We start from the raw sequence: 17,898 nt of genomic DNA, 5'->3' as shown, positions 1-17,898 counted from the left end.
CGGGGACCCCGCGCGCGGTGGTGACGGGGCTAGGCATCACCGCCCCCAACGGCCTCGGCACGGAGGCCTATTGGGCCGCTGTCCGGGTCGGCAAGAGCGGCATCGGCCGCATCACCCGCTTCGACCCCTCGCAGTACCCGGCGCGGCTGGCCGGGGAGGTGCCGGGGTTCACCGCGTCCGAGCACCTGCCGAGCCGGCTGATGGCCCAGACCGACCACATGACCCGCCTGGCCCTCGTCGCCACCGACTGGGCGCTCGCCGACGCGGGGGTCGTACCGGCCGAACTCCCCGCGTACTCCATGGGCGTGGTCACCGCCAGCTCCTCCGGGGGCTTCGAGTTCGGCCAGGGCGAGCTGCGGAAGCTGTGGGCCGAGGGCAGCCAGTACGTCTCCGCGTACCAGTCCTTCGCCTGGTTCTACGCGGTCAACAGCGGCCAGATCTCCATCCGCAACGGGATGAAGGGCCCCAGCGGGGTCGTCGTCTCCGACCAGGCGGGCGGCCTGGACGCGCTGGCCCAGGCCCGCCGCCAGATCCGCAAGGGGACCAGCCTGGTCGTCTCCGGCTCGGTGGACGCCTCGATCTGCCCCTGGGGCTGGGTCGCCCAGCTCGCGGGCGGCCGGCTCGCCACCGGCGACGACCCGGACTCCGCGTACGTCCCCTTCGACGCGGCCGCCGCCGGGCACGTCCCCGGGGAGGGCGGCGCCATCCTGATCATGGAGGACGAGGCGGCGGCCAGGGAGCGCGGCGCCACGGTCTACGGACACATCGCCGGGTACGGCTCCACCTTCGACCCGGCGCCCGGCAGCGGCCGCCCGCCCGGCCTCCGCAAGGCCATCGAACTCGCCCTGGCCGACGCGGAGTTGACCCCGGGTGACATCGACGTGGTGTTCGCCGACGCGGCGGCGATACCCGAGCTGGACCGGGCCGAGGCCGAGGCCCTGAACGCCGTCTTCGGGCCGCGCGGGGTGCCCGTCACCGCCCCGAAGACGATGACCGGGCGCCTCTACTCGGGGGCCGCGCCCCTCGACGTCGCGACCGCCTTCCTCGCCATGCGGGAGGGGCTCGTCCCGGCCACCGTCAACGTCGAGCCGGACCCCGCCTACGACCTGGACCTGGTGACCGGGCAGCCCCGGGTGCTCCCGGTCCGCAACGCGCTGGTGCTGGCCCGGGGCCACGGCGGCTTCAACTCGGCGGTCGTCGCCGGCGCGCTCTGAACCCTCTGAACCCTCCGAACCCTCGGACCCCTTTCCCCGCAGTACCCCCCCGCAGCTGACAGAGAAGGACGGAACAAAGACATGGACAACCAGACCTTCACCCTGGAGAACCTCAAGCGCATCCTGCGCGAGGGAGCCGGCGCCGACGAGAGCGTCGACTTCGACGGCGACATCCTCGACGCGGACTTCGAGGCGCTGGGCTACGAGTCCCTGGCGATCCTGGAGACGTGCGGCCGGATCGAGCGCGAGTACGGCATCACGCTCGACGACTCGGTGGTCAGCGACGTGCGCACGCCGCGCCACATGGTCGAGGTCGTGAACGAGCACCTGGGGCAGACGGCCGCCGCGTGACGGGCCCCTGAGACCTCTACGGCACCCGCACCCGTAACCGGCTCACGTACCCGTACCCGTACCCGTACCCGTACCTCTTCCGATTTCCCGTACCCCCCTCGTATCTCCCAAGGAGCAGTCATGCCCGGAAACGACCGACCCGTCGCCCTCATCTCCGGCGCCACCAGCGGCATCGGCCTGGCGGTGGCCCGGCTGCTGGCCACGCAGGGGCACCGCGTCTTCATCGGCGCCCGTGACGCCGAGAACGTCGCCGCCACCGTCAAGTCCCTGCGCGAGGAGGGCCTTGAGGCCGACGGCACGGTGCTCGACGTGCGCTCCCCGGACTCCGTCGACGCCTTCGTGACGACGGCCGTCGAGCGGTTCGGCACGGTCGACGTCCTCGTCAACAACGCGGGCCGCAGCGGTGGCGGGGTCACCGCCGACCTGGACGACGAGCTGTGGAACGACGTCATGGAGACCAACCTCACCAGCGTCTTCCGGCTCACCCGCGCCGTACTGAACACCGGCGGCATGCGCCACAAGGACCGCGGCCGGATCATCAACATCGCCTCCACCGCCGGGAAGCAGGGCGTGGTGCTCGGGGCTCCCTACTCCGCCTCCAAGCACGGCGTCGTCGGCTTCACCAAGGCGCTCGGCAACGAACTCGCCCCCACCGGCATCACCGTGAACGCGGTCTGCCCCGGGTACGTCGAGACGCCGATGGCCCAGCGCGTGCGGGCCGGCTACGCGGCCGCGTACGAGACGTCCGAGGACGCGATCATGCAGAAGTTCACCGCGAAGATCCCCCTCGGCCGCTACTCCACCCCCGAGGAGGTGGCCGGCCTGGTGGGCTACCTCGCCTCCGACACGGCGGCCTCCATCACCGCGCAGGCACTCAACGTCTGCGGTGGCCTCGGCAACTTCTGAGCCGCGCCGGCCCCACCGGGCCCCGGCCCCACCGGGCCCCGGCCCCACCGGCCGCCGGGGCCCTGCCGGCTTCCCGGGCCCTGCCCGCTTCCCGAGTGAGACGACCCGAGGAGATGAAGAGCATGTCCGACCCCCAGCTGCGCGAGGTGGAGCACGAGATCACGGTCTCGGCCCCGGCCGAGGAGGTGTACCGGCTGATCGCCGAGGTGGAGAACTGGCCGCGGATCTTCCCGCCGACCATCTACGTCGACCACATCGAGCGCTCCGACGACGAGGAGCTGATCCGGATCTGGGCCACCGCCAACGGCGAGGCCAAGAACTGGACGTCGCGCCGGTTCCTGGACCGGGAGGCGATGCGGATCACCTTCCGCCAGCAGGTCTCGACCCCGCCCGTCGCGACGATGGGCGGCACCTGGATCATCGAGCCGCTCTCCGCCACCGAGTCGCGGATCCGGCTCCAGCACGACTACACCGCCGTCGACGACGACCCGGCCGGACTCGTCTGGATCGAGGAGGCCGTCGACCGCAACTCGCGCTCCGAGCTCGCCGCCCTGAAGGCCAACGTCGAACTGGCTACGGCTTCGGCGGAGTTGACCTTCTCCTTCGAGGACTCCGTCGAGATCGCCGGCTCGGCCAAGGACGTCTACGACTTCATCAACGAGGCCGGCCTCTGGTCGGAGCGGCTGCCGCACGTGGCGGTCGTCCGGCTCACCGAGGACAGCCCCGGCCTCCAGACCCTGGAGATGGACACCCGGGCCAAGGACGGCTCCGTACACACGACGAAGTCGTACCGCGTCTGCCTGAACGGCGAGAAGATCGCGTACAAGCAGACCACCCTGCCCGCCCTGATGAGCCTGCACACCGGCCTCTGGACCTTCCAGGAGACCGCTGCCGGGGTCACCGCCACCTCCCAGCACACCGTGGTCGTCCGGCCCGAGAACATCGGGAAGATCCTCGGGGCCGAGGCGGACGTCGCGCAGGCGAAGGAGTACGTGCGGTCGGCGCTCAGCACCAACAGCCGCGCCACCCTCGGCCACGCCAAGGACTACGCCGAAGCACGGCGCTGACGCCGTGCGGGCCCCCGTCACCACGGACGCCGTCGTGGACGGCGTCCTGGATCCGGATGCCGTCGGGACCGTCATGGACACGGACGTCGTCGTCGTGGGCGCGGGCCCCGTCGGGCTGATGCTCGCCGGGGAGCTGCGGCTCGGCGGCGCCGACGTGATCGTGCTGGACCGGCTCGACGCCCCGACGACCGAGTCCCGCGCGTCCACCCTGCACGCCCGCACGATGGAGATCCTCGACCAGCGCGGGCTGCTGGAGGGGATCGGAACCCCGCCGGACGAGCCCATGGGCCACTTCGGCGGCCTCCCGCTGGACCTGCGGCTGCCCGGCCCCCACCCGGGGCAGTGGAAGGTCCCGCAGACCCGCACCGAAGAGGTCCTCGCCGCCTGGGCCGTGCGGCTCGGCGCCGAGGTGCGGCGCGGCCACCGGGTCACCGGCCTGGAGCAGCACCCGGACCGGGCCGTGGTCGGGGCGGCGGGGCCGGGCGGTGTCCCGGTCCGGATCACGGCCCCGTACGTCGTCGGATGCGACGGTGAGGAGTCCACCGTGCGCCGCCTCGCCGCCATCGCCTTCCCCGGGGCCGACGCCGGACGGGAGCTGATCCGCGCCGACGTCGACGGCATCGACATCCGCGGCCGGCGCTTCGAACGGCTGCCCCGCGGACTGGCCATCGCGGCCCGCAGGCCCGACGGCGTCACCCGCGTCATGGTCCACGAGTTCGGCCGGACCCCCCGCGCCGGCGAGGCGTCCTTCGCCGACGTCGTGGACGCCTGGCACAACGTCACCGGCGAGGACCTGTCGGCCGGAACCCCCTTGTGGGTCAACGCGTTCGGCGATGTCTCCCGGCAGGCCGACCGCTACCGCGCCGGCCGGGTGCTCCTCGCCGGGGACGCCGCCCACGCCCAGATGCCGATCGGCGGCCAGGCCCTCAACCTGGGCCTCCAGGACGCGGTCAACCTGGGCTGGAAACTGGCGGCCGTGGCCGGCGGCCGGGCCCCGGCCCGCCTGCTGGACTCGTACCACGAGGAGCGCCACGAGGTGGGCCGCCAGGTCCTCTCCAACATCCGCGCCCAGGCCCGGCTGCTCCTCGGCGGACCGGAGGTCACGGGCCTGCGCCAGGTGATCGGCGAGCTGCTCCCGTACGAGGGGGTGCGGGCCCGCCTGGCCGGAATGATCAGCGGCCTGGACATCGCGTACGCCGGGAAGCTCCCGGACGCGGGCCGCCCGGGCAGCGGCCCGCACCCGCTCGCGGGGCGCAGGCTGCCGCCGGTCACGTTGAAGCTCCGCCCGTCCCGGGGCCGTGCGGTGCTCCGGGGCGGCGCGGGGGGTTCCTCCGCGTACGGCCCCGAGGCGGACGGCTCGTCCGTGCCTACGGCGGCCCTGCTGCGGTCCGCTCGCGGGGTGCTGCTGGTGACGGCGGACGACCCGGCGCGGCGGGAGCTGCTGGCGGGGGCCGCCGGGCCGTTCGGCCGGAGCGTGGACGTCGTGACGGCGTTCCGGCCGGCGGACGGTCCGGTCGGGGCGCCGCTGGACGGTGCGGATGCCGTCCTGGTCCGGCCGGACGGGTACGTCGCCTGGGCCGGTACGTCGGCCACGGGCCTCGAAGCGGCGCTCGGCACATGGTTCGCGCGAGACGCGCGGACCACTGCGACCACTGCGACCACTGCGACCACTGCGGACACCGCTGCGACCACCGCTGCCGTCGCGAAGACCGACACCCCGGCCATTTCGACGCCCAGCACCCCGGCCCTCTCGAAGGCCGGCACCCAGGAACGACACCGATCACCCATGGGCCCGTACACCGGCTCACACCACGTCAGGAGAGAGAACATGGGCAAGCTCATCGGAAAGACGGCGCTGGTCACCGGCGCGAGCCGGGGCATGGGGCGGGCCACCGCCGAGCGGCTGGCACGGGAGGGCGCGCTCGTCGCCGTCCACTACGCCACCGGCGCGGACGCGGCGGCCGAGGTCGTGGAGCGCATCGAGAAGGACGGCGGGCGCGCCTTCGCCGTCCAGGCCGACCTGGGCGTGCCCGGCGGCGTCCACGAACTCTTCCTCGGGCTCGAAGAGGGCCTCAAGGAGCGCACCGGCTCCACGGAGCTGAACATCCTGGTCAACAACGCCGGGGTGATGGGCGGGGTCGCGGCGGAGAACACGACCCCCGAGCAGTTCGACCGCATCTTCGCGGTCAACGCGAAGGCCCCGTTCTTCGTCATCCAGCGGGCCCTCACCAACATCCCCGACGGCGGCCGGATCGTGAACATCTCGTCCGGGCTCACGCGGTTCGCCAACCCGGACGAGATCGCCTACGCGATGAGCAAGGGCGCCGTCGAGATGCTCGCCCTGCACTTCGCCAAGCTCCTGGGCCCGCGCAACATCACCATCAACTCCGTCGCGCCCGGCATCACCCGCAACAGCAACCCGGTCTTCGACATCCCGGAAGCCGTCACGGCCATGGCGGGGCTGTCCACCTTCAACCGGGTGGGCGAGCCCGAGGACGTCGCCGACGTCATCGCCTTCCTCGTCTCCGACGACGCCCGCTGGGTCACCGGCTCGTTCGTCGACGCGAGCGGCGGGACCCTGCTCGGCTGACCGCTGCCGGCCGTGCGTGTGCGCCGCCGGCCGGCCGTCGTCCCTTGTCCCCGACCCGTGCGGCGGAGCGCCGCCGCCCCGACACCGCTGGAGCGCCGGACCATGACCAGCTCCTTCGTCCCCTCGCCCACCGCACCCGCTCCGGCGCACGCCCCGTGGAGCCCCCGGATGTGGGGGCTGCTGGTCGTGCTCGCCGGCAACATGCTCATCGACGCGCTCGAAGTGTCCGTGGCGCTCGTGGCGCTGCCCGCGATCGGCACGGACCTCGGCGCGCCCCTCACCACGACGCAGTGGACGGTTACCGGATTCGCCGTCGGCTTCGGCGGCCTGATGCTGTTCGGCGCCCGCGTGGTGGCGCTGCTGGGGCGGCGCCGGGTCTACCTCGCCGCCCTCCTCGGCTTCGCCGCCGCCTCGCTGGTCGGGGCCCTCGCCGAGGACCCCTCGCTCCTCACCGCCACCCGCGTGGTGAAGGGCTTCTGCGCGGCGCTGACCGCCCCCACCGGGCTCGCGATCATCGCCACCGCCTTCCCCGAAGGGCCGCCCAGGAACCGGGCCCTGTCCGTCTACACCCTCTTCGGCGCGGGCGGATTCACCGCAGGTCTCCTGCTCTCCGGCTGGCTGACCGCCTTCAGCTGGCGGCTGACCTTCGCCTTCCCGGCCCCGGCGGTCCTGGTCCTGTTCGTCCTGGGCCTGCGGCTGATCCCGCGCACGGAGGAGGACGGGTCGGGCCGGCCACCGGGTGCGGCGGAGGGCCGGGGGAAGCGGCCACCGGGCGCGGCCCAGCGGCGTTACGGCTTCGCGGGCGCGGGCGCGGTCCTCGTCGGCCTGCTCGCCCTGGTCCAGGGCATCACGTCCGTACCCGCCCACGGGTGGGCCGATGTCCGCTCCACCGGCCTGCTGGTCCTGGCCGGAGTGCTGCTCACCCTCTACACCGCCCTCGAACGCGCCTCGGCCCACCCGCTCGTACGGTTCGAAGCGCTCCGCAGCGGCGCGATGGTCCGCTCGGCGCTCGGCGCGGCCTGCCTCAACGGCTCCTATCTGGGGCTGCTGTTCGTCCTCACCCACCAGCTCCAGACCCTGGCGGGCTGGTCCCCGCTGCGGACCGCCGCCGCGTTCCTGCCGGCCGCGGCCCCGCTCGTGGTGACCGCGCTCTTCTCCGGACGGATCGTCGCCCGCTTCGGCGCGCCGCGCCTGATCGCCGCCGGGGCGCTCCTCCCGCTCGCCGGGTACCTGCTGCTCCTGCGAACGCCCTGGCCACCGGCGTACGCCACCGGGATCCTGCCCACGATGCTGCTGGTGGGGGCCGGTTTCGTGCTCTCCTTCGCCGCACTGAACAGTCAGGCGACCTCCCAACTGCCGCCCGCCGAACGGGGTGCGGGCAGCGGCCTCTACCAGACCGGCGTCCAGGTGGGCGCCGCGCTCACGGTGGCCCTCGTGGCCGCGCTGCTCGCCGGGTTCGCGCCACCGGCGGGGGCGGGGGCGGCGGAGATCGCGGCGGCCGGCCGCCCGGCGCTGACCCTGGTCGCCGTGGTCGGCGGCCTGGGCCTGCTGACCGCACTCACCGGCCTGCGCCCCCGGCGTACGGGCCCGCCCTGACCACCCGGGCGGGGCACGCCGGCCCACCCGGGCGTACGCGGGCTCACTGGGCGCAGGGGCTCATCAGGCGTACATGCGCCGGGCGGGCGCCCCTGAGCGCACCGGACCACCGCACCCGGCCTCCCTCCCCGCCCCTCGGACCCCAGGGACAGACAGCCATGGACACCGCGCACGCCCCCGCCCCTCCCCTCGCCGCCCCACCGGCCGCACCCCACCCCCGCCCCGCCCCCGGCCACGTGGACGTCTGGCTCGTACGCCCGCCCCACCCCGGCCGTCCGGCCGCAGACGACGGCCACCGGCCCCCGCCCCACCCCGGCCGTCCGGCCGCAGACGACGGCCACCGGCCCCCGCCCCGGCCTCAGCCCCAGGCCCACGCGGCCCGGACCGACGCCGACCCGCCCCCCGGCCTCAGCGCCGACGAACTCCGGCGGGCGGCCTCCTTCGTGCGCCCCGCCGACCGGGCCACCTACGCCACCGCGCACACGGCACTGCGGCGGCTGCTGGGCGGCTACCTCGACCGGCCGCCCGCCGCCCTCACGTTCGTACGGGAGCCCTGCCCCGGCTGCGCGGGCCCGCACGGCCGGCCCGCCGTGGTCCAGGCCCAGGCCGGCGGACCGCCGCTGCACTTCTCCCTGGCGCACAGCCGGGGGCTGATCGCCGTCGTGGTGGCCCCGCGCGTCATCGGCGTCGACGTCGAACGGCTGCCGTCCGCGCAGACCGTCGAGGCGTGCGCCCGCGCACTGCACCCCGGGGAGCAGGCGGAGCTGGAGGCCGCGCCGCCGGGTGAGCGCCGGGCGCACTTCGGCCGGCTGTGGACCCGTAAGGAGGCGTACCTCAAGGCCCTGGGCACCGGCCTGTCCCGTCACCCGCGCACCGACTACCTGGGGTCCGACCTCCGCCGCAGGCCCGCCCGCTGGGCGGTGCTCGACCTGCCCGCCGGGCCGGAGCACGCGGCGGCGATCGCGGTGCCCGGCGACCGCCCGGACCACGTCGCCGTCCGGTGGCTGCCCGCCGAACCCCTGTACGGCGACGGCGCCCCGGACGCACACCCCGGCAGCACGATCACCCGAAGCTCACGTTGAGGAGCGTGCACCCATGTCGACCGACGAGAAGACCACTGCACAGAACCCTCCCCGCATCACGGCGGAGAACGCCGCCGCCCCCCGGCTCGCCGCGCGGGGCCACTGGACGGCCATGGAGCGCCTGGAAGAACTCGGCCTGATCAAGGAGGAGGTCCACAAGGGGCCCGATCCGCTGGCCACCGAGCGCCAGCACGCCAAGGGCAAGCTGACCGCCCGGGAACGGATCGACCTGCTCCTCGACGAGGGCACGTTCACCGAGGTCGAGCCGTTGCGCAGACACCGGGCCACCGGCTTCGGGCTGGAGGACAAGCGCCCCTACACGGACGGGGTCATCACCGGCTGGGGCACGGTCCACGGCCGGACCGTCTTCCTGTACGCCCATGACTTCCGGATCTTCGGCGGGGCCCTGGGCGAGGCGCACGCGGCCAAGATCCACAAGATCATGGACATGGCCCTGGCGGCCGGTGCGCCGCTGGTCTCGCTCAACGACGGTGCGGGCGCCCGCATCCAGGAGGGGGTCTCCGCGCTCGCCGGCTACGGCGGCATCTTCCTCCGCAACACCAAGGCGTCCGGGGTGATCCCGCAGATCTCCGTCATGCTCGGCCCGTGCGCGGGCGGCGCCGCCTACTCGCCGGCGCTGACCGACTTCGTCTTCATGGTCCGCGGGATCTCGCAGATGTTCATCACCGGCCCGGACGTGGTGCGGTCCGTGACGGGCGAGGAGATCACCCAGGACGGGCTGGGCGGAGCCGATGTCCACGCGTCGACCTCCGGCGTGGCGCACTTCGCCTACGACGACGTGCGCGCCTGCATGGAGGACGTCCGCCACCTGCTGTCGCTGCTGCCGTCCAACAACCGGGACCTGCCCCCGGGCGCCCCGGTCACCGACCCGGCGGACCGGTCGGCCGACCGGTTGCTGGAGCTGGTGCCCGACGACCCGCAGCGGGTCTACGACATCCGGACCGTGATCGAGGAGATCGTCGACGACGGCGACTACTTCGAGGTGCATCCGGCCTGGGCCACCAACATCGTCTGCGCCCTGTCCCGGATGGGCGGCGAGGTCGTGGGCATCGTCGCCAACCAGCCCGCCTCCTCCGCGGGCGTGCTCGACATCAACGCCTCCGAGAAGGCGGCGCGGTTCGTCCAGTTCTGCGACTCGTTCAACATCCCCTTGGTCACGCTGATCGACGTACCGGGCTTCCTGCCGGGCGTGGACCAGGAGCACAACGGCATCATCCGGCGGGGCGCGAAGCTGCTCTACGCGTACTGCAACGCCACCGTCCCCCGGATCTCCCTGGTCCTGCGCAAGGCGTACGGCGGCGCGTACATCGTCATGGACTCCCGCTCCATCGGCACCGACCTCGCGCTCGCCTGGCCGTCGAACGAGATCGCCGTCATGGGCGCGGAGGGCGCCGCCAACGTCATCTTCCGCCGCGAGATCAACGCCGCGGACGACCCGGACGCGGTGCGGCAGCAGAAGATCAAGGAGTACCAGGTCGAGCTGATGCACCCCTACTACGCGGCCGAACGCGGGCTGGTGGACGACGTGATCGACCCGCGCCAGACCCGGCGGATCATCATCCGGTCGCTGGCGATGCTGCGCCACAAACACGCCGACCTGCCGTCGCGCAAGCACGGCAACCCGCCGCAGTGAGCGCGCCCGGCGGAAGGACCGCCACCGTGGGCGCACCCGGCGGGGTCGGCGTGCCCGGCGTGCCTGGCGTGCCCAGCGGGGCCGGCGTGCCTGGCGTGAAGACCGCCACCGTGGGCGTGCCCGGCGTGCCCAGCGGGGCCGGCGTGCCCGGCAGGGACGGCAGGGACGGCAGGGACGGGCCGGAGGGCGCCGCCACCTTCCGCATCGTGCGGGGGCAGCCCACCGCGGCCGACCTCGCCGCCCTGACCGCGGTCCTGCTGAGCCGGCTGGCGACGGCGGAAGCGTACGGGGACGAGTGCGCCGGGCCCCCGCGTACGGCCGGCTGGCGCCGCCCGGAGCGAGCGGCCCCGCACCGCGACCCGCGCGGCTGGCGGGCGTCGGGAAGCGGCACGGGCTGATCGGGGCCCGCAGCCAGGGCGCGTCCGCCCTCTCAACACCCCTCTGCGCGAAAGGAGTTCCGATGCCCCAGCTCTCGCCCCTCGCCGTCGCGGTCGCCGAAGCCGGCACCGCCGCACCGCAGGTCCGCGCGATCACCCTGCACGCCGACGGCCTCGCCCTGTCCGCCCTGCTCGCCGAGCCGGTGGACACGGCGCCCCGCGCGGTCCTCGTGGCCCTGCACGGGGGAGGCATGCGTGCCGGCTACTTCGACAACCGCGCCCGCCCCGGCCTCTCCCTCCTCGCCCTGGGGGCCCAGCTCGGCTACACCGTGCTCGCCGTCGACCGCCCCGGTTACGGCCTCTCCGCCGCGCGGCTGCCCCGGGGCCTGGACCTGGAGGACTCCGCCCCCGTCCTGCGCGCCGCGCTGGCCGACTTCTCGGCGCGGTACGCCACCGGGGCCGGCCTGTTCCTGGTCGCCCACAGCTACGGGGGCAAGCTCGCGCTGGCGGCGGCCGACGCGGCGGCCGACGCGTTCGGGGACGTCCTGCTCGGCGTGGACATCTCCGGTCTCGGCCACCGCCTCGCCGTCGCCCCGCACCAGCTCCCCGGCCCCGGCGGCCAGGGGGACTGGCGCAAGCACTGGGGAGCCCTGCGCCTCTACCCGCCGGACGCCTTCCGGCTGGGGCAGGCGCTCCTCTCCCCGGTCCCGGAGACCGAGGCGGCGCAGGGGCCGTCGTGGCCGGAGCTGTATCCGGAGCTGGCCGCACGGGTACGGGTCCCCGTCCGCTTCACCTTCGCCGAGCAGGAGCAGTGGTGGCGGTACGACGAGGAGGCGGTGGCGGACCTGATCCGGCCGTTCGCCTCCGCCCGGGTGCGCGTCGACCACCAGCCCGACGCGGGCCACAACATCAGCCTCGGCTGGGCGGCCCGCACGTACCACCTGCGGGTCTGCGGATTCCTGGAGGAGTGCCTCCTCGCACGCGACGCGGCGGTGCCGCAGCGTCGGCCTGTGGGGGCGGCCTTATGAACACGGGAGGCACCATGCAGTACGCCACGCTCGACCAGGCGACCTCGCCGCCGCGGCCACCGCTGCCGCCGCGCCCGTTCGTGCTCGCGCGCCCACGTACCCGCCCGGCGCGGCCGGCCGGGCCCGTAGGGCACCAGGTACGCCCGTCACGGCCCGCCCTCCTGGCCGGTGAGGACCTGGACACCCCTGACCAGCACATATTCCGGGGAACCGACTGATTCACGCAGGCGTAAGCGGCGCCCGACCGACTCACGCGGGCGTACGCGGGCCCCCGCCGACTCGTACGGCCCCCGCCGACTCGTACGGCCCCCGCCGACTTGTACGGGCCCCCGCCGACTCGTACGGACTCACGCCGACGAGGCGACCCGCACCCGCCGGCTCCCGCCGTCGGAGAGGAAGCCCGCCAGCTCCCGCCCCTCCTCCCCGACGGCGGTCCGCTCGGCGCGGGAGAACGGCCGCAGCGGCGCGACCACCACCGTGTCCGTCCCCGGCTCCACGTCCCAGGTCGCGGAGACCCGGCCGTCGACCAGGACGACCCGGGCGCCGGTGACCGACAGGCCCCGGTCGGCGTCGTCGATGATCCGGGTGCGGTCGTCGTAGCCGAGGACCGCGTTGTCGAACGCGGGCAGGAACCGTACCGGCGCGGGGGTGTCGGCGTCCGGCCGCGGCGCGTCGGGGAGGTCCAGCAGCTCCCGGCCCCGCTCGTCGCGGAAGGCGACCAGCTCCCCGCGGAGGGCGGCCACCGCGCCCGGCAGCCCGGCCAGCCCGGACCAGGCGCGTACGTCGGCGGTGGCGGCGGGCCCGTACGCGGCGAGGTAGCGCCGTACCAGCGCCTGCCCCACCGGGTCGGCCCCCTCGTCCGGGGACGGCGGATCGACCTCGCGCCCCAGCCAGGAGGAGACCAGGGCGTTGCGCACCCCCGCCTTCGTCCGCCACACCCCGCGCGGCGGCAGCTGGACCATCGGCAGGACACCGGCGACGAGCATCTCGCCCAGGGCCCGGGTCCCCGGCTCCGGCCAGCGGTCGGCGACCGCGCGGGCGAGTGCGGGCATCGAGCGGGGTTCGCCGTCGGCCAGCACCGCCCGCCCCGCCGCCGCGAGTTCGCCGAGGTCGACCCCGGCGAGCTCGCGGCGGTAGGCCCCGAGCACCCGCTGCCGCAGCATGGCGTTGTGGCGGGCCCGCCAGGCGAGGGCGTCCTCGGCGGTGACGAGGTGCACGGTGCGGCGCATGAGGTGGGTGCGTACGACGCGCCGCCCGGTCAACAGGTCGTTCAGCGCGGCGGGTTGGAACCCGCGCAACCGTGACCACAGCCCGGTGAACGGCTCCTGCGGCTCCTGCGCCTGCAACCCGCAGAGGTGCGCGACGGCTTCGAGGGCCGGTGCGTCGGCCCGGTCGAGCAGCAACTGCCGTGCGAGCGTGGCCCGGTTGAGCGTGCGAGCGTCGAGAACGGGCGCACGGCCGACCGGCTTACGACGGCTGGAGGACGCAGGACCGGAGGACGCAGGGCCGGACGGCGCGGGGTCGGAGGGCGCGGGGCCGGAGGGTGTACGGCCGGCTGATGCGCGGCTCACGTCGAGGTCTGCCCGTCGATCGCCTCACGCAGGATGTCCGCGTGCCCGGCGTGCTGGGTCGTCTCGGCGATGACGTGGATCAGCACGCGGCGGACGCTGCGTACGGCTCCGGGTTCGTTCCACGGCGCGTCGGGCAGCGGGTGCGTGGCGGACAGGTCGGGGAGGTCGGCGACGACCTTCTCGGTGCGGGCGGCGACCTCCTCGTACCGCGCGAGAATGCCGGACAGGGTCTCACCGGGCAGGACCTGGAAGTCGTTCTGCCGGTCGATGGCCCACTGCGGGTACGCGCTCGCGGTACCGGCCGCGAACTGCTCCCACGTCACGCCCTCGGGCAGGTCGAAGGACATCGCGGAGGGGCCATCGACCACGAACCGCAGCCAGCTCTCCTCGGTGGAGGTGACGTGCTTGAGCAGCCCGCCCAGGCAGAGCGCGCTGACGGTCGGCCGCTCGGCGATCTGCTCGTCGCTGAGCCCGCGCGCGGTACGGATCAGGGCGGCGCGCGCGTCGGCCAGCTCGGCGAGGAGGTCGGCGCGCTCGCTGTCCGGTGCGGGGGACGGGGTGGCGGACGGGGAGGAGGTCATGGTGATCGGGCCTTTCGTTTCGTACGCGTTCTCGGGCACGGATCCACCATCGCAAGAGAAGCGGTCAGGTTGTGTCCGCTACTGCGTGCAACCATGGATGTCATGCCGAAAACTTCAGCGCGGCTGCTGTCGCTGCTCTCCCTGCTCCAGGCGCGCCGGGACTGGCCGGGGGCGCTGCTGGCCGAACGGCTGGACGTCAGCGCCCGTACGGTACGCCGCGACGTGGACCGGCTGCGTGAGCTCGGCTACCCGGTCGTGGCCATGAAGGGCCCGGACGGCGGCTACCGCCTCGACGCGGGTACGGAGCTGCCGCCGCTCCTCTTCGACGACGAGCAGGCCGTGGCCCTGGCGGTCGCCCTCCAGATCGCGACCACCACCGGCGCGGGCATCGAGGAGGCGGCGGCCCGCGCGCTGAACACGGTCCGCCAGGTGCTGCCCGCCCGGCTGCGCCACCGCGTCGACACCCTCCAGGTCACCGCCGTGGACCGCCCGGAGGCCCGCCCGGAGCCTCAGGTGGACAGCGGTGTGCTGATGGCGATCGGGGCCGCCGTGCACGCGCGCGAGGTGCTGCGCTTCGACTACAGCCCGGTGTCGGGGCCTGGAGGGGGAGGGGCGGGGGTGTCGTCCGGTCCCGGGCGAGGGGCGGCGGCGTCGGGGCCTGTGCGAGGGGCGACCGGGGCGTCGGGTCCCGAGCGAGGGGCGGCGGGGGCGTCCGGTCCCGTAGGGGGAGGGGCGGCGGCCGAGGGTGAGGGCGGGCCCGGCGGCGCCTGGGGTGTGCTGTCCCCGCCTCGCCGGGTGGAGCCCCACCACCTCGTCACCTGGGGCCGGCGCTGGTACCTCGTGGCCTGGGACCTCGATCGCGGCGACTGGCGGACCTTCCGTGCCGACCGGATCGCCCCGCGCACCCCCACCGGGCCCCGCTTCACCCCGCGCGAACTGCCCGGCGGGAGCGTGGCGGCCTTCGTCACCGCCCGGTTCCGGGGCGCCACCGCCGCCACCGAGGACGGTGTCGGCGGATGGCCCTGCCGGGGGGAGGTGATCCTCGCCCTCCCCGCCGCCGACGTCCTCCGCCACACCCGCGAGGGGATCGTCGAGGAGCTCGGCCCGGACCGCTGCCGTCTGGTGCTGGGCTCCTGGTCGTGGGCCGGCCTGGCGGCCGCGATCGGCAGGTTCGACGCCGACATCGAGGTCGTCGGCCCGCCCGAACTCCGAGCGGTGTTCGCGCAGTTGGCGACCAGGTACGCGGCCGCCGCCGGTACGAAGGCGACGCCCCGTCACCCGTAACCTGCCACGCGTAACCTGCTATCCGTACCCCGTCAGCCGTACCCCGTCAGCCGTCAGCCCTACCCCGTACCCCGTCAGCCGGCCAGCTCCCCGAGGAGTGCCCAGGTGCGGCGGCGGTCGGCGTCCCCGGCGACCTCCGTCGCCGCGAAGACCACCTCCGTGGCCCCCGCGTCCCGGTAGCGCCGTACCTCGGCGGCGACCGCCTTCTCGTCCCCGATCGCTGCCACGTCGACCGCTCGCCTGCCGCCGGAGAGCTCGATGGCGCGCGTGTAGGACGGGATCTTCTCGTAGAACGCCAACTGCTCGGTGAGCCGCTGCCGTACGGAGTCGACGTCGTCGGTCACCACGCCGTTGACCAGCGCGACGATCCGGGGCGCGGGCCGCCCGGCCGCCTCGGCCGCGGCGGTGACGGCCGGGACGATGTGGTCGGCCAGGGCGCGTGGTCCGGCCATGTAGGGCAGGATCCCGTCCGCCAACTCCCCGCTGACGCGCAGCGCCTGGGGCCCCATCGCGGCGACGAGCAGCGGCACACCGCCCTCGGCGCCCGGGACGCGGGCGGGGATCGGGGTGGCGGCGGTGATCAGCTCGCCGTGGAAGTCGGCGGTACCGGTCTCGGTCAACTGCCGTAGGGCGGTGAGGAATTCACGCAGGCGGGCGATGGGCCGCTCGAACGGGATCCCGAAGCCGTCCTCGGTCAGGTGCCTGGTGCCGAGCGCGAGCCCGAGGTGGTAGCGGCCGTGGGTGGCGGCCTGTGCGGTCTGGGCCTGGCTGGAGACGAGCAGGGGGTGCCGGCCGAAGACGGGGACGGCGGACGTCCCCACCTGGAGGCCGGGCACCTCCCGCCCGACGATCCCCGCGAGCGCGGGTGAGTCCACGCCGAAGCGCTGCCCGAACCACGCCGACCGCAGCCCCGCGTCCGCGGCCTCGCGGGCGAGCGCCACGGTGGCGTCGATCTCGTTGCCGGCGTCGCGTGCGTTGAGTGCTACTCCGATGGCCATACCGATGCCAACGGGCGGCGGCCGGACCGGAATTCCGTACGGGTGTGACGGCTGCTTGTCAGTTGTGTGAACGGACCCCCAGCCGCGCGATCACCTCAACCCGTCTCCACCTCAAGGGACTTGTCAACCCCCCGCCGCCCCAGCAGCTCGGCCACCCGATGGAACCCCTCCATCCCGTGACCGAGCCCGATGGCCTGCCGGGCCAGTCCCTCGGCCGCGCGCATGACGCCCGCGTCGATGCCGTGGGCTTCGGAGGTGTGGATGACGTGGGCCATGGTGGACGCCGTCGAGGTGAGCGGGGTGCCTTCGGCGGAGAACGTCCCCCGGTCCACCTCCTCCGCGACCTCAGTGAAGATCGCCGGAAGGATGGCACCGATCCCCGAGGCGAAGGGGGCCAGCTCCCGGGCGGTGATCCCTTCGGCCCGTGCCACCGCCAGGGCGTGGTTGAAGCCGGCCATCGCGGTCCAGAAGATGTCGAGCAGGGCGACGTCGTAGGCCGCGGCCCGGCAGACCGTCTCACCGAGGTGGGTGTGGGTGCCGCCCAACGCATCGAGCACAGCCCGGTGTTCGCGGTAGAGGTCCTCGGGCCCGCTGTAGATGAAGACCCCGCCCGGGGTCCCGATGGTCTCGGTAGGCGTCATGATCGCCCCGTCCAGGTACCGGATGCCATGCTCGGCCGCCCACGCCGCGGCCTCCCGGGCCCGGTCCGGGGTGTCGGCCGTCAGGCTGACCACGGTGCGGCCCTTGAGGGCACCGGCGACCGCGTCGCGCCGCAGGATGGCATCCATCGCGTCGTAGTTCACCACGCAGACCACGGTCAACGCGCTCGCGGCAACGGCCTCCTCGGCCGACGGAGCGCTCACCGCGCCGCGCTCGACCAGCTCCCGGTCCCGCCCAGGAGTACGGTTCCAGACGGTGGTCCGCAGCCCGGCATCGAGGAACGCGCCCGTCAGGGCCCGTCCCATCGGCCCCAGCCCGATGACGGTGACGGCAGACTGTTCACGTTGCTGATTCGACAGCGACATGGCTCAACTCCTAGGAATAATCGGTGATTTCGCAACGAATGGGGCGAAGATGACACGCAGCCGTGCCCAGGACCCGAACGTGTGCGGGGTGACCGCCGCGATAGCGGTGATCGACGGAAAGTGGAAGACGGGCCTGATCTGGCTCCTGTCCTCCGGCCCACGCCGCCCGGGTGAGCTGCGCCGTCAGCTGCCGGGCCTCAGCGAGAAGGTGCTGACGCAGGCGCTCCGCGACATGGAGGCCGACGGGCTGGTGCACCGGGAGGTGCACGACGTCCTGCCGCTGAAGACGACGTACTCCCTGACCGCGGACGGCCAGGAACTCTCCCACCTCCTCGACGCCCTCTCCGACTGGGGCCACCGCCGCCTGGCGAGGCTCACCGACACCCGGCCGGCCTCCTGACGCACCACGCTCCTTGCCTCCCCGCCCCGTTCGGGGGCCGCCCGGCCGCCCTCCACCAGGATCGGCCCGCCGCCGGGCGTTGCCCAGTACCCACAAAAAGGTGGCTATGGGGGGGCGGCGCCCGGCGTCACCGTGCACCTGCTCGATGCCGCCCCCTTTCGATGAAGACGGCCC

16 protein-coding genes are annotated in these 17,898 nt (G+C 74.2%); 12 read left to right on the top strand and 4 right to left on the bottom strand.

The window, feature by feature from the left end; all coding sequences use genetic code 11:
- Positions 1-17: 17 nt before the first annotated feature.
- From AB0917_RS08430 to AB0917_RS08385, 10 genes are all read left to right on the top strand, one after another.
- Positions 18-1,214, top strand: a complete 1,197-nt coding sequence (locus AB0917_RS08430) for a ketosynthase chain-length factor (RefSeq protein ID WP_366818734.1) — start codon at positions 18-20, stop codon at positions 1,212-1,214.
- 81 nt (positions 1,215-1,295) lie between these two features.
- Positions 1,296-1,565, top strand: a complete 270-nt coding sequence (locus AB0917_RS08425) for an acyl carrier protein (protein ID WP_366818714.1) — start codon at positions 1,296-1,298, stop codon at positions 1,563-1,565.
- Between the two features lie 120 nt (positions 1,566-1,685).
- Positions 1,686-2,471, top strand: a complete 786-nt coding sequence (fabG, locus tag AB0917_RS08420; RefSeq protein ID WP_366818713.1) for a 3-oxoacyl-ACP reductase FabG — start codon at positions 1,686-1,688, stop codon at positions 2,469-2,471.
- A gap of 122 nt (positions 2,472-2,593) precedes the next feature.
- Positions 2,594-3,538 (top strand): aromatase/cyclase, encoded by a 945-nt coding sequence (locus AB0917_RS08415; protein WP_366818712.1) that lies wholly within the window; start codon positions 2,594-2,596, stop codon positions 3,536-3,538.
- Between the two features lie 73 nt (positions 3,539-3,611).
- Entirely contained in the window at positions 3,612-6,128 is a 2,517-nt protein-coding gene (locus AB0917_RS08410; protein ID WP_366818733.1) for an SDR family oxidoreductase, read from the top strand.
- Between the two features lie 102 nt (positions 6,129-6,230).
- Positions 6,231-7,724 (top strand): MFS transporter, encoded by a 1,494-nt coding sequence (locus AB0917_RS08405; RefSeq protein ID WP_366818710.1) that lies wholly within the window; start codon positions 6,231-6,233, stop codon positions 7,722-7,724.
- Between the two features lie 158 nt (positions 7,725-7,882).
- Positions 7,883-8,806, top strand: a complete 924-nt coding sequence (locus AB0917_RS08400) for a 4'-phosphopantetheinyl transferase superfamily protein (protein WP_366818709.1) — start codon at positions 7,883-7,885, stop codon at positions 8,804-8,806.
- Between the two features lie 112 nt (positions 8,807-8,918).
- Positions 8,919-10,460, top strand: a complete 1,542-nt coding sequence (locus AB0917_RS08395; RefSeq protein ID WP_366818732.1) for an acyl-CoA carboxylase subunit beta — start codon at positions 8,919-8,921, stop codon at positions 10,458-10,460.
- A 95-nt stretch (positions 10,461-10,555) separates the two neighbouring features.
- Entirely contained in the window at positions 10,556-10,858 is a 303-nt protein-coding gene (locus AB0917_RS08390; protein ID WP_366818708.1) for an acyl-CoA carboxylase epsilon subunit, read from the top strand.
- A gap of 62 nt (positions 10,859-10,920) precedes the next feature.
- Entirely contained in the window at positions 10,921-11,865 is a 945-nt protein-coding gene (locus tag AB0917_RS08385) for an alpha/beta fold hydrolase (protein WP_366818707.1), read from the top strand.
- 347 nt (positions 11,866-12,212) lie between these two features.
- Here the strand turns inward: AB0917_RS08385 and AB0917_RS08380 are convergent, their stop codons facing one another.
- Both AB0917_RS08380 and AB0917_RS08375 read right to left on the bottom strand, forming a co-directional pair.
- Complete coding sequence (locus AB0917_RS08380; protein ID WP_366818706.1) at positions 12,213-13,268, bottom strand: winged helix DNA-binding domain-containing protein; 1,056 nt, start codon at positions 13,266-13,268, stop codon at positions 12,213-12,215.
- A gap of 164 nt (positions 13,269-13,432) precedes the next feature.
- The gene (locus AB0917_RS08375; RefSeq protein ID WP_366818730.1) at positions 13,433-14,017 is read right to left on the bottom strand and encodes a DinB family protein; all 585 of its coding nucleotides are present in this window, start codon (positions 14,015-14,017) and stop codon (positions 13,433-13,435) included.
- Between the two features lie 102 nt (positions 14,018-14,119).
- On the opposite strand from AB0917_RS08375, the gene AB0917_RS08370 reads away from it, so the two are divergent.
- Complete coding sequence (locus AB0917_RS08370; protein ID WP_366818705.1) at positions 14,120-15,301, top strand: WYL domain-containing protein; 1,182 nt, start codon at positions 14,120-14,122, stop codon at positions 15,299-15,301.
- A gap of 74 nt (positions 15,302-15,375) precedes the next feature.
- Here the strand turns inward: AB0917_RS08370 and AB0917_RS08365 are convergent, their stop codons facing one another.
- Both AB0917_RS08365 and AB0917_RS08360 read right to left on the bottom strand, forming a co-directional pair.
- Entirely contained in the window at positions 15,376-16,299 is a 924-nt protein-coding gene (locus AB0917_RS08365) for an LLM class F420-dependent oxidoreductase (protein WP_366818704.1), read from the bottom strand.
- A gap of 95 nt (positions 16,300-16,394) precedes the next feature.
- The gene (locus AB0917_RS08360; RefSeq protein WP_366818703.1) at positions 16,395-17,324 is read right to left on the bottom strand and encodes an NAD(P)-binding domain-containing protein; all 930 of its coding nucleotides are present in this window, start codon (positions 17,322-17,324) and stop codon (positions 16,395-16,397) included.
- A gap of 49 nt (positions 17,325-17,373) precedes the next feature.
- Here AB0917_RS08360 and AB0917_RS08355 point away from each other — a divergent pair, with 49 nt between their 5' ends.
- Positions 17,374-17,724 (top strand): helix-turn-helix domain-containing protein, encoded by a 351-nt coding sequence (locus tag AB0917_RS08355; protein ID WP_366818702.1) that lies wholly within the window; start codon positions 17,374-17,376, stop codon positions 17,722-17,724.
- The last annotated feature ends 174 nt before the right edge of the window (positions 17,725-17,898 follow it).

The organism is Streptomyces sp. NPDC007346 (assembly GCF_040703535.1).
GTDB lineage: Bacteria > Actinomycetota > Actinomycetes > Streptomycetales > Streptomycetaceae > Streptomyces.
The sequence above is the reverse complement of the archived record's forward strand: the minus strand, read 5'-3'. Positions and strand labels throughout refer to the sequence as shown.

Bases quoted from the DNA above. Each gene is read 5' to 3' on its own strand.
- AB0917_RS08425 (WP_366818714.1), top strand. From the start codon at position 1,296: ATGGACAACCAGACCTTCACCCTGGAGAACCTCAAGCGCATCCTGCGC.
- fabG (WP_366818713.1), top strand. From the start codon at position 1,686: ATGCCCGGAAACGACCGACCCGTCGCCCTCATCTCCGGCGCCACCAGC.
- AB0917_RS08415 (WP_366818712.1), top strand. From the start codon at position 2,594: ATGTCCGACCCCCAGCTGCGCGAGGTGGAGCACGAGATCACGGTCTCG.
- AB0917_RS08410 (WP_366818733.1), top strand. From the start codon at position 3,612: ATGGACACGGACGTCGTCGTCGTGGGCGCGGGCCCCGTCGGGCTGATG.
- AB0917_RS08405 (WP_366818710.1), top strand. From the start codon at position 6,231: ATGACCAGCTCCTTCGTCCCCTCGCCCACCGCACCCGCTCCGGCGCAC.
- AB0917_RS08400 (WP_366818709.1), top strand. From the start codon at position 7,883: ATGGACACCGCGCACGCCCCCGCCCCTCCCCTCGCCGCCCCACCGGCC.
- AB0917_RS08395 (WP_366818732.1), top strand. From the start codon at position 8,919: ATGGAGCGCCTGGAAGAACTCGGCCTGATCAAGGAGGAGGTCCACAAG.
- AB0917_RS08385 (WP_366818707.1), top strand. From the start codon at position 10,921: ATGCCCCAGCTCTCGCCCCTCGCCGTCGCGGTCGCCGAAGCCGGCACC.
- AB0917_RS08375 (WP_366818730.1), bottom strand. From the start codon at position 14,017: ATGACCTCCTCCCCGTCCGCCACCCCGTCCCCCGCACCGGACAGCGAG.
- AB0917_RS08370 (WP_366818705.1), top strand. From the start codon at position 14,120: ATGCCGAAAACTTCAGCGCGGCTGCTGTCGCTGCTCTCCCTGCTCCAG.
- AB0917_RS08365 (WP_366818704.1), bottom strand. From the start codon at position 16,299: ATGGCCATCGGAGTAGCACTCAACGCACGCGACGCCGGCAACGAGATC.
- AB0917_RS08360 (WP_366818703.1), bottom strand. From the start codon at position 17,324: ATGTCGCTGTCGAATCAGCAACGTGAACAGTCTGCCGTCACCGTCATC.
- AB0917_RS08355 (WP_366818702.1), top strand. From the start codon at position 17,374: ATGACACGCAGCCGTGCCCAGGACCCGAACGTGTGCGGGGTGACCGCC.